We start from the raw sequence: 9,616 nt of genomic DNA on the forward strand, positions 1-9,616 counted from the left end.
CACTGCTACGGCTGGTCACCGCCGTGCTCTTCGAAATGCACGACGAGTGGATCGCCTTCCCCCGCCGCTACCTTCCCGAAGGCAGCATGGACCAGATCTACTCCGCCGAGCTCCCCGAAAGCGCCCCCGCACTACCCAACACCACCAACACAACCGCCGATTGATCGGCTACACCAAAACAAGGGACACGACCGCTGAGAGAGTCGGGGAGGCGGGGCGTGGTCATCGTCGGTTCTCCAGAAGCGGTGTTCGGGCAGGGGCGGCTTCACCCTTGGTGCGCGGGGTGGGGTAGGACAGTGACGAGGCGGCGGCGCTTGTGTCGCGCCGTGGCTGAGCACCGGCCAGCGGCAGAAGCGGCGGGTGGTTGGCCGTACTGTCGCCGGTGCGGGGGTTAGCCGCGCAAGTGCTGCCGGGCTGGAGAGGACGTTGTCACTTCCGGCGGGCTCATTCGATAGTGGCGAGCTGCAACTGCTGCGCCGGTCCGCGAGATTGAGGAACGGCTCGCGGCGGGCCGCGCGCATCGGGCGGGGCGGCCTATTGAATGGCGTCACGTAGGTAGGTAAGGGAGTCGAATGACCGTCGCTTCTGACGGCGGCTGGCTGTCATAGCCCCAAGACCTGTTAGCCGCGCAAGTCCGTCACGCGTAGCCTCGGCCCGTGACGGACACAGCCGGCGCTCGTGCAGGCTGGTTCGGGGCGGGCAGCACGATGCCGCAGGCGACTGCAAGCTCTGCAAGTCCCAGCGTCTGCACTCCCAGAGGCCGGGTTCTGTGCCTCTACACCGCCCCTCGCCTAGCTCCGCAAGTCCGGCTGTCGCCTGGGTTATGTCGTAATCCGGAGCGGATGTGACGCGCGGCCGCCGACCGGTCCGGCCCGCATGAGGCTCGGCTGTGGTGACGGGGTGTCGCTTGCTCAGAAAATCGAACAGGCGTTCAAATGGGGGGATGGACCGTGTTGACTTCCCCCACGACCTGGTGCTGCTGCAAGCCGCCTGGTACCGCACCTACGACGCCCTCGCCGTGCCCCGTCCGGCCCGTACGGCGGTGCTGCGCCGCCGCCTTTACGCCCTGTCGATTCGATTGCTCTGGCACCCGTACTGGTTGCGGCTGGCCATTGCGGTCCCGGCCGCGCGGGAAGAGCTGCGCCGCCAGGGCCGGGCGCTGGAGCGTGCCCGGTGAGGCGTCGGCCGGAGCACCTGACGGAACGGGAGGAAGAGATCCTCGGTCACATCCGCCGGGCGATCGTCGACCGTGGGGAGGCCCTGTCGGTGCGGGAGCTGGGTGCGGCGCTGGGACTGAGTAGTACGTCGACGGTGGTCTACCACCTGCAAAACCTGGAGCAGCGCGGCGCCCTGACCCGCGACGGCCTCGGCTGGCGCACCTGCCGCCTGACCCAGTAGCCGGCCCCGGCCAGACCACCGAAGCCCGACCAGTCGCGATGCGACAGCCCCGCCCCTGACCGGGCTGACAACCCCACCGACAGCCCCGCCCGCAACTGTCCCCACCCCCCTTCAGGTCGACCTACGAACCCGCAGGTCACCACGCCTTTCCGAGCATGGTGGGGGCCGGCCATCCCCCTCTGCGCACCCCCGCGCCCCATGAGCAGGAAGGAAGAAGGTGAAAGGGGACGGGCGGGGCGGGGTGAGCGCGCCGTCGGGGGATCGGGGCGCTCTGGTGTCTGTTCGCGCGTCGGCGGGGCGGCGCGCGGGCCGGGCCGACAAGCTGCCCGCCCACCCCCTGGCGGGTGATCTTGTGTGGGGGAGCGTGATCGGGCGGGTGGGCAGCGGGGTTGATCGCGTATGCACCTGACCCGACGTCTGCTCACCACGGCGGCCGCTGTCGCCGCCGTCCTTGCGACCGCCCTGTCCGCTGCTCCGCCGACCACCGCCGCTGCCGCCCGGTGCACGTTGACATGGCGGGCCGTTCAGAGGGTGGCGGTGCGTATGCCGGCGTGGAACGAGGGACCGGTCGCGACGACGCGATCGCCGATCGTGCGCTACCTGCGCCGGGGCGAGCGGGTGCGGTCGTGCCTCGTCGCCGTCGGCCGCAACTCCTGGTCGCAGTACCACGAGTGCGGCGGCGGGAGCCTTTGGCGGATCGTGCGCGGAGGCCAGGTGCCGTCCGGATGCCTGTACCGGGCATGAGCGGACAAGCAGATCCGGTGCACCACGGCCAGGCTCTCGCGCTCACCCTCGCCGTTCTGCTCCTGACCGACCGGCGTGCTGCTGACGTCCTGCTGGATCGGCCCGATTGCCACGTTCACGCCGTGGCCGTTCTGGTCGTCGCCGCCTACACCGCACCCGGCCTCGCACGCTGCCTGGCCGTGCGCCGCGCGGTCCGCCGGCTCCTGCGCGCCCTGCCCGGCGCCTGAGCATCTGGCGAGCGCCGATCCCTCTCCCCGGTCCCTCTGCCGACCTCTGCGGCAGTCATGTCCGACGTTTTGGGCACAGCGAGCCGCTTCGCCCCGGCGGCCTGCTGTGTCGTGTCGGCGAGGACTGATCGAGCGCCTCTTTTCGCAGGCCTGTGCTGTCGCAGGTGTCGCAGAGGTGGTCGCGTGGGGTCTGCGGGGAAAGTGGGGGAGGACCGCGGGGAGGCAGATGTGGCGCGTGATCGAATCGGGTTGGCCGATGTGCTGGCTGCGGCCGAGGATGCCGCGCCGGTGGCGTCTCTCGATGTCGTGGCCCGTAATCTGCGTGAGCGGTTCGGCGCCGAGTACGTGTCGTTCCTGTTCGTCGACATGGTCGGCCGTCGCGTGGTGCGGGTCACCGAGGAGATCGATACGCAGGCGGGGCGGAGCGCCGACCAGATTCCCCTCGTCGGCAGTGTCTACGACGAGGTCCTCAGGACACAGAAGCTGGTGCAGGCTCCGGACAGCGGCCGGGCACAGCGCATTCTGGCCCCGGTCACCAACCGCGGCGACGCCATCGGGATCCTGGAGCTGTACCTTCCCCGCGTCTCACCCGACATCCTCCGGCAGATCGAAGAAGTCGCTCGCACGCTGGCCTACATCCTGGTCACCAACCGCCGCTTCACCGACCTCTACCTCTGGGGCCAGCGCACCACCCCCATGACCCTGGCCGCCGAGATCCAACAGCAGCTGCTGCCCTCCGCCCCCTCCTGCGAGGCAGCCGAATTCGCCCTCGCCTGCGCCCTGGTCCCGGCCGACAGCGTCGCCGGGGACAGCTACGACTACACCCTCGACCACGACACCCTGCACCTGTCCGTCACCGACGCGATGGGCCACGACGTCAACGCCTCCCTCATGGCCACCGTCACGGTCAACGCCTCCCGCGGCGCCCGGCGCGCCGAAGCCGACCTCGCCGAACAGGCCCGCCAGATCCACCAGTCCCTCATCGACCACGGCCGCGGCTCCTTCGCCACCGGCCAGCTGCTGCGCATCGCCCTGGACGGCACCAGCGCCCAGCTCGTCAACGCCGGCCACGCCTGGCCTCTCGTGCTGCGCGACGGCACGGTCCGGGAAATCGAGCTGGACGTGGACCTGCCCTTCGGCGTCCTGGCACAGGGGCCGTACCGGGTGCAGGATCTCGACCTGCGCCCCGGTGACCGCCTCGTGCTCTACACCGACGGCATGCAGGAACGCCGGGCGGAAACCGTCGATCTGCCCGACGTCATCCGCAGCACCGCATCCGAGCACCCGCGCGAGGTCGTACGCATCCTGACCGCGGCGGTCACCGACGCCACCGACAACCACCTCCAGGACGACGCCACGGTCCTGTGCCTGGACTGGCACGGCCCCCACCGCACAGACCGCGACGCGGACGCCGGAGCCGGCGCCTGACCCAGTCGTGCGATTCGAACCACGGCACCCCCTGGGCGGCGCCCAGGCCGGTGATGGCCGCTGATGCCTATGCACGCCCGTCACCGCGCGGATGGCCCCGTAGACCAGGGGGCCATCCGCGCGCGGTCGTTCTAGGACCAGCGCATTCCCAACTGATCGAGCTCGGCACGGCGTTGCGGGCTGAGTTTGGCGGCCCTTCGCCGGGTTTTGTCCAGGAATGCCCCGAGTTTGATCTGCTCGCCTGCGACGTCCTCGATGGCCTTCCTCGGAACACAGGTGGCCTTCGCGGGCGTGGAACTGGCGGGCGGCGGTGAGGTTCGCGGCCCACCGGGAGTCCTGCGGCCGGGGCGCGCCGGCCGTCGGCTCGCCCTCCGCCGGGTGCTCGATGCCGACCGACTCCAGGAGCCATTGCTGGGCGGGCATGAGTTTGGCCCACCCGATGCGCTGTCCGGCGATCCACACGCCCAGGTCCTCGCCCTGCATGATCAGTTCCCCCGGCCCCGCCGGGAGAGCGCCGCTGGCCTTCACGTGCGCGAGGGTCAGCCGGTACGACCGCTGCCAGCTGATGTCCCATGCCGGGCACCACCCTGGGTCGAGGTCGGCGAGTGCTTCCGCCCGGGACTCCGGGAGTTCCCCGGTGTAGGGGACGGTTTCCCCGTTCTCTCGCCGTTGGGCGTTCTCGGCCGCTTTGCGGGCGGCTGCGCGGGCGTTCTTCATGAAGGTCCCGATGGGGGAGCCGTCGAAGACGGCTGTGGTGGGTGGGAGGAGGTGGGAGTGTGTTTCGGTGTAGGCGCGGGCGGCGAGGCCGGCTTCCCATGCGGACGCCTGTACCGACCACACCATCCCGAGCGTCTCCAGCTGCTGAACGCGGGCGGCTTCCGGGGTCCCGGCCTTGTAGTGCCGAAGCTGCCGCGAAGCGACAGGTAACTCAGCGTGTTGTTAGGGCTTTGCTTCTGTACGAGGTTCAGGAACCTCGCTGCCAGTGAGGGCGGCGAAGTCGGCGCGGGCCTGTTCGACGGCTTCCGGGTACACCGCCCGTTTCTCGTGCTCGGCGAGTGCCCGGTAGGCGCTGGCGGCGGAGGGGTTTTGCCCCTTGCGCTCGCCGGTGGGGATGAACAGATCGGGCTGGATCTGCTCGACGGACTCGCCGCCCGCGCGGCGCCGCAGCACGGTATGCAGCATGTCCTCGGTGACGCTCGTCGTGTCCACCAGGTCACCCTGGCCTCCGCATCGTCATGCCCGGTTGTCTGCGCGGTGCTTGTGCCCGGCCTGTGGTCCGCCAACCCTGTGCCGTCGCTGTTCGAGTTCGAATACCTCATTGCCGAACGCGCGAAAATCTATGGTTGCTGGAGTAGACATTGGGCGGTGGCCTGGTTATGGTTTCTCTCGTAACCCAGGAAGTTGGCAGGGTCTGGCAGAGACGAACTGCCGGGCAGCAGTACCCGCAGTTGCAGTTTGCAGGACGGTGCGGTGGCGGAGTTTCGAAGCCAGGGTTGTTGCAGGACGGCGGCGGGACTGGCGGCCGGACCGGGTGGCCCGCAGTGATCAGGGGCCGCCGTTAGTAGTACCGCAGTTGACGCATTGCCCGTAAGTGCAGGACGCAGTACCCAGCAGTGAAGTCAGTGAGCAGTACCTCGGTGAAGGCGTCGGCTGCGGACGCGCGCACCGGGAAATTCGGCAGTGGGGTTCTAAGCCAGAGCAGACGCAGGACGGGCGACGGGGCTGGCTGCCGAAAGGTGGCGCTACCACAGGCCGCTGAGCAGTTCGCAGTACCAGCAGTACGCAGTTGATCATCGAGGAAAGAACGGAGGAGCCAGGCGCCATCAGGATCGCCCGGGCCGAAGTCTTGAGCCCGGGTACCGCAGGACATCGATAGTGAGGTGGTCTCCGGTCAAGCAACCGCGATCCCCGCACCCCCGACAGCGTTCCCGTCGGGTCAGCGGAAACAGAACGCCGGCGCATTACCAGGGTCGGCAGATGGTGTAGCAGTTCCTTCGGGGCCCTGGTGTCGTACGACACCAGGGCCCCTCAAGCGTGTTCCACAGAGAGGTGCAATGACAGCAGACGACACCTTCGGCCGTCTCGACGACGACGACTACCCCGCCTACACCATGGGCCGGGCCGCCGAGATGCTCGGCACCACCCAGGGGTTCCTCCGCGCCATCGGCGAGGCCCGCCTGATCACCCCGCTTCGCTCCGCGGGCGGGCACCGCCGCTACTCCCGCTACCAACTGCGCATCGCCGCCCGGGCCCGGGAGCTCGTCGACCATGGGACCCCGATCGAGGCTGCCTGCCGCATCGTCATCCTCGAAGACCAGCTCGAAGAAGCCCAGCGCCTCAACGCCGAGTACCGCCGCGCCGCCGAGTCATCCGCTCCGCCGGCCTCGGCCTGAGATAGCGAAGACCTGCGCTACCCAAGCGCCTTCGCAGCTGGTGCCCGCGCATACTGCCCGGGACGCTTGGGCGTCCCGGGCGACGTCGTCTTCACCGTGGCTCCGGCCCCGCCCGGACCCCGGCTGTCACGCCGAGGCTGCGGGCGGCCTCCTGCTGCGGGGTGCGCGGGCCGTGCACCGTCGTCTAGCCCTTGCCTGGCGCCTGAAAGGGCACGGACCGTTTACGCGGCCGGGGTGAGTTCGGCGCGGCCGAACAGCAGCGCGTAGCCGGCGGGGAGCTGGTGCAGGATGCGAGTGATGAGGTCGGGGCCGGCGTGGGTGGTGACGGCGGCGAAGACGGATCCGGTGTCCCAGCGGGTGGTGGCCAGGGAGGCGCCGGTGCGTGTGGCGAGGTCCTTGACGAAGTCCCAGCCTCCCAGCGGCTGGGGGTCGGGGATCTGCGAGGTCAGGACGCGGGCGGCCTCCAGGGGCAGGCAGGCGGCCAGGTCGACGCGTTCGTCGCCGGTCAGCTGGCGTCCCAGCCCTGCCAGGACCAGGCAGACGGCTTCGTCTGCTCGCTCGCGGTTGGGGTAGACGCCTTCGTAGCGGACCTTCTCCAGCATCTGCTCATACGCCGTCGAGTACGGCTGGTGCTGATGCGGTACGCGCACGTCGGTGATCACTGCGGTGGATGCCTTTCGTCAAGCCAGGGTCGGGTGGGTGCCGGTGTGCGGCACCGGTGGTCAGGTGGGTTGGGGGCGGCCGAAGAGGAGGTCGTAGCCGGCGGGGAGCTGGAGCAGGATCTGCCCCAGTAGGTCGTCGCCGGCGGTGTCGGCGACGGTGGACAGCACGGCGCTGACGTCCCAGGTCGCGGTCTGCTCGCTGGCGCCCTCGATCCAGGCCGCGGTCGCCCGGACGAACCGCTCCGGGGGCAGCGGTTCCGCGCTCTGGAGCGGGTTGAGCAGGATCAGGGCGAAGTCCTCCGGTAGGCGTGCCGCGAGCTGGGCGCGGACTTCGCCGACCAGGTGCGCGCCGAGCAGGGCGAGCACCACGCGGGCCGCGCGCTCGGCTTCCTCCGTAGTGCCGTATTCGCCGCGTTCCTTGACGTGGTCGAGGAACGCTTCGCGTCGCAGAGTCATCTCGGCCGCCACCCCTTATCTTCTTCGGACTGCCCATGGGGGTGCGGAGGGCGGGATGGAGGGGGAGATCAGGTGCCCGTCCTCCGCACCCGTCCGGCTGGTGTCAGCCGGAGATCTCCTTGTGGCCGGTCCCGGCGCCGATGGAGATCTTGCGGGGCTTGGCGCGCTCGGCGATCGGGATGCGCAGGGTGAGCACGCCCGCGTCGTAGTCGGCCTTGATGTGCTCGGTGTCGAGGGTGTCGGCGAGCACGATCTGGCGGGAGAAGACGCCCAGCGGCCGCTCGGACAGTTCCATCTGCACGTCGTCGGCCTTCGTCACCGGCCGGCGCTCGGCCTTGACGGTGAGCATGTTCCGTTCGACGTCGATGTCGATCGCGTCCGCGGTGACGCCGGGAAGGTCGAAGGCCACCACGTACTGGTCGCCCTCGCGGTAGGCGTCCATCGGCATCGCCGACGGCTTCGACCAGGTCCCCGGGCCGAGCAGCTGCTGCGTCAGCCGGTCCAGCTCACGGAAGGGGTCGGTGCGCATCAACATGTGGAAACACCTCCAGCGGTTCAGGCAGTTGCTGCCAATGCGCTTCACTGACACCGTTGTAACATGTCATCTAATGGATGACAAACATGATGTCGTCACCTCGATGACAAACCCAGAGAGGTGCCCGTGACTGCAGCCGACCAGCCGTCCACGACCGGTACCGACGCCCACAGCCCGGCGTCGTTCCTCGCTGCCGCGGCGGCCCTCAACGCCATAGACGACGCCCTGCGCGAAGCCCAGCAGGAGGCCCCGAATGCTTCCGACGCCGGGCCGGGCCCGGAGCAGGCCCTGGCCTCACTGATGCTGTTGCGGCAGGTCCGCGAGCAGCTCGCCGGATGGGAGACCGGCCTGATCGAAACCGCCCGCGACGCGGGCGCCAGCTGGGCCGACCTCGCCCCGCCCCTCGGCGTCGCCAGCCGCCAGGCCGCCGAGCGCCGCTACCTGCGCGGTCGCCCCGGCCCCGCAGGGACCACCGGCGAACAGCGCGTGACGGCCACCCGCCAGGCCCGGGCCGCCGAACGCACCACCGCCACCTGGGCCCGCCGCAACGCCGCCGACCTGCGGCGTCTTGCCGGACAGATCGCCGCACTCACGGACCTGGCCGCCGCGGCCCGCCGGCCGCTCAGCGAACTCCACGCAGCCCTCGCCCACGACGACCCCGCCGACCTCATCGCCCCGCTGACCGCCACCCGCCCCCACCTGGCCGCCGCACACCCCGACCTTGCCGCCCGGCTCGACACCTTCACAGCCCCGTAGTACGAGTCAACGCCAGCCGCCCGCCGGCGACGCCGGGCCTGTGGTCGATCAACGCCTACGAAAATCTTGGAAGAGCCTAATTCGGGACACTCCCGGTCTCGGGGCGTTTGACGGTCTTGCCGACGTCGTAGCGGGGTGCCCGGTGTTTGTTCTTGGCGCCGGGTGGCCGTCCGGGGCCTGCGCCTCTGGGTTTGGGAACACGGGTCGGGCAGGCGAGGTGGGCGCGGATGTTCCTGAACGCCCGTCGGACCCGGGCCGGGGTGAGCCGGTAGAGGGTGGCGGGTTTCTCCCAGGGCCGGCGGAGGTCTTCGGCGAGTGGCCGGGCGAGCCGGAGCTGGGTGTGGGCGACGATCAGGAGCCAGGTCCAGCGGTCCGCAGCCTCGGGAGTACGGAGTTTCGGGGTGGTCCAGCCGAGGGTCTGTTTCGCGAAGCGGAAGGTGTGCTCCAGGTCGAAGCGGTGGAGAAATGCCTGCCAGAAGCGGTCCACGTCGTCCGGGGTCGCACCGGTCTTGGAGGACCATAACCACACCGGCGGGGCGTCCCGGTCCTTCGACAGGTGCTCGACCTTCAGCCGAATCAACGTGCCCTCGACCAAGGGCAGTTCGCCGTCGTGGTCGAGCCATGAGGAGCGGTGGGTGAGCCGGGGGGCGGACCCGGTCCCACGCCTGGGTTTCGGCCTTGCCGTAGTTGAGGGTGTCCGTGACCGTGGTGATCGCGGGCTCGGGCCAGGTCTCCGGCTTGGCGAAGCCCTGGCAACTGCTCGCACGTCGGCAGCCCGCGCGGGCCGGGCCGCCCGGGGCCAGCGGCCCCGCCCGGGGCCTGCGGCCCCTGCGCGGCTCGGACGCGGCCGACGTCGAGGACACCGAGGACTGACCGGGCGGGGCCGTGGTCAGTAGGTGCGGCGGCGCCACGGCTGGTGTAGGGGCCGCCGCACGTGCTGCGCGAGGCGTGCTGTCGTCGCAGGCCGGTGGCGAGGAAGGGCAGGTGTCGCGGTCTCTCCCCAAGGCCGCACAAGAA

At 70.1% G+C, this 9,616-nt stretch carries 13 protein-coding genes and 2 pseudogenes; 8 read left to right on the forward strand and 7 right to left on the reverse strand.

The features are described 5' to 3' along the window. Window positions 1-943 precede the first annotated feature (943 nt). The 5 genes from ABT085_RS38840 to ABT085_RS38860 all read left to right on the forward strand — a co-directional run bounded on the left by ABT085_RS38840 (window position 944) and on the right by ABT085_RS38860 (window position 3,797). A complete protein-coding gene (locus ABT085_RS38840; protein WP_351619383.1) occupies window positions 944-1,177 on the forward strand; it encodes a DUF8825 domain-containing protein in 234 nt (77 codons plus the stop codon). Further along, the gene (locus ABT085_RS38845) at window positions 1,174-1,398 is read left to right on the forward strand and encodes a LexA family protein (RefSeq protein WP_351619385.1); all 225 of its coding nucleotides are present in this window, start codon (window positions 1,174-1,176) and stop codon (window positions 1,396-1,398) included. Before ABT085_RS38840 ends, ABT085_RS38845 begins: the two co-directional genes overlap by 4 nt. Window positions 1,399-1,797: 399 nt before the next feature. Further along, complete coding sequence (locus tag ABT085_RS38850; RefSeq protein ID WP_351619388.1) at window positions 1,798-2,142, forward strand: hypothetical protein; 345 nt, start codon at window positions 1,798-1,800, stop codon at window positions 2,140-2,142. Further along, window positions 2,139-2,369, forward strand: coding sequence for a hypothetical protein (locus ABT085_RS38855; protein WP_351619391.1), 231 nt, complete (start codon window positions 2,139-2,141; stop codon window positions 2,367-2,369). Before ABT085_RS38850 ends, ABT085_RS38855 begins: the two co-directional genes overlap by 4 nt. A 228-nt stretch (window positions 2,370-2,597) precedes the next feature. Next, window positions 2,598-3,797: a PP2C family protein-serine/threonine phosphatase gene (locus tag ABT085_RS38860; protein ID WP_351619394.1), complete on the forward strand. Its 1,200-nt coding sequence runs from the start codon at window positions 2,598-2,600 to the stop codon at window positions 3,795-3,797. 131 nt (window positions 3,798-3,928) lie between these two features. On the opposite strand, the gene ABT085_RS46865 is transcribed toward ABT085_RS38860, so the two are convergent. From ABT085_RS46865 to ABT085_RS38865, 3 genes and pseudogenes are all read right to left on the reverse strand, one after another. Further along, entirely contained in the window at window positions 3,929-4,054 is a 126-nt protein-coding gene (locus ABT085_RS46865) for a Helicase associated domain protein (RefSeq protein ID WP_502982920.1), read from the reverse strand. A 385-nt stretch (window positions 4,055-4,439) separates the two neighbouring features. Then, window positions 4,440-4,640: pseudogene (locus tag ABT085_RS46870) on the reverse strand (hypothetical protein); the annotation flags it as partial. A 96-nt stretch (window positions 4,641-4,736) separates the two neighbouring features. After that, window positions 4,737-5,006 (reverse strand): hypothetical protein, encoded by a 270-nt coding sequence (locus ABT085_RS38865; protein ID WP_351619397.1) that lies wholly within the window; start codon window positions 5,004-5,006, stop codon window positions 4,737-4,739. 845 nt (window positions 5,007-5,851) lie between these two features. On the opposite strand from ABT085_RS38865, the gene ABT085_RS38870 reads away from it, so the two are divergent. After that, a complete protein-coding gene (locus ABT085_RS38870; protein ID WP_189717807.1) occupies window positions 5,852-6,190 on the forward strand; it encodes a MerR family transcriptional regulator in 339 nt (112 codons plus the stop codon). 221 nt (window positions 6,191-6,411) lie between these two features. Here ABT085_RS38870 and ABT085_RS38875 read toward each other — a convergent pair whose 3' ends face one another. The 3 genes from ABT085_RS38875 to ABT085_RS38885 all read right to left on the reverse strand — a co-directional run bounded on the left by ABT085_RS38875 (window position 6,412) and on the right by ABT085_RS38885 (window position 7,843). Continuing rightward, window positions 6,412-6,852 (reverse strand): DUF2267 domain-containing protein, encoded by a 441-nt coding sequence (locus ABT085_RS38875; protein ID WP_351619400.1) that lies wholly within the window; start codon window positions 6,850-6,852, stop codon window positions 6,412-6,414. A 60-nt stretch (window positions 6,853-6,912) separates the two neighbouring features. Further along, complete coding sequence (locus ABT085_RS38880) at window positions 6,913-7,308, reverse strand: DUF2267 domain-containing protein (protein WP_351619403.1); 396 nt, start codon at window positions 7,306-7,308, stop codon at window positions 6,913-6,915. A gap of 103 nt (window positions 7,309-7,411) precedes the next feature. After that, window positions 7,412-7,843, reverse strand: coding sequence for an Hsp20/alpha crystallin family protein (locus ABT085_RS38885; RefSeq protein ID WP_351619406.1), 432 nt, complete (start codon window positions 7,841-7,843; stop codon window positions 7,412-7,414). 126 nt (window positions 7,844-7,969) lie between these two features. Here ABT085_RS38885 and ABT085_RS38890 point away from each other — a divergent pair, with 126 nt between their 5' ends. Then, window positions 7,970-8,599 (forward strand): type III effector protein, encoded by a 630-nt coding sequence (locus ABT085_RS38890; RefSeq protein WP_351619409.1) that lies wholly within the window; start codon window positions 7,970-7,972, stop codon window positions 8,597-8,599. Between the two features lie 76 nt (window positions 8,600-8,675). Here ABT085_RS38890 and ABT085_RS38895 read toward each other — a convergent pair. After that, window positions 8,676-9,345, reverse strand: a pseudogene (locus ABT085_RS38895) (NF041680 family putative transposase); the annotation flags it as partial. Between ABT085_RS38895 and ABT085_RS38900 the strand changes: the two are divergent. Then, window positions 9,299-9,472, forward strand: coding sequence for a hypothetical protein (locus tag ABT085_RS38900; protein WP_351619411.1), 174 nt, complete (start codon window positions 9,299-9,301; stop codon window positions 9,470-9,472). The pseudogene ABT085_RS38895 and the gene ABT085_RS38900 sit on opposite strands and share 47 nt — an antisense overlap. The last annotated feature ends 144 nt before the right edge of the window (window positions 9,473-9,616 follow it).

It is taken from the genome of Streptomyces sp. NPDC002265 (assembly GCF_040296125.1).
Lineage (GTDB): Bacteria > Actinomycetota > Actinomycetes > Streptomycetales > Streptomycetaceae > Streptomyces.

Coding starts and splice junctions, on each gene's coding strand:
- ABT085_RS38870 (WP_189717807.1), top strand. CDS start 5,852: ATGACAGCAGACGACACCTTCGGCCGTCTCGACGACGACGACTACCCC.
- ABT085_RS38850 (WP_351619388.1), top strand. CDS start 1,798: ATGCACCTGACCCGACGTCTGCTCACCACGGCGGCCGCTGTCGCCGCC.
- ABT085_RS38880 (WP_351619403.1), bottom strand. CDS start 7,308: ATGACTCTGCGACGCGAAGCGTTCCTCGACCACGTCAAGGAACGCGGC.
- ABT085_RS38855 (WP_351619391.1), top strand. CDS start 2,139: ATGAGCGGACAAGCAGATCCGGTGCACCACGGCCAGGCTCTCGCGCTC.
- ABT085_RS38840 (WP_351619383.1), top strand. CDS start 944: ATGGACCGTGTTGACTTCCCCCACGACCTGGTGCTGCTGCAAGCCGCC.
- ABT085_RS38885 (WP_351619406.1), bottom strand. CDS start 7,843: ATGTTGATGCGCACCGACCCCTTCCGTGAGCTGGACCGGCTGACGCAG.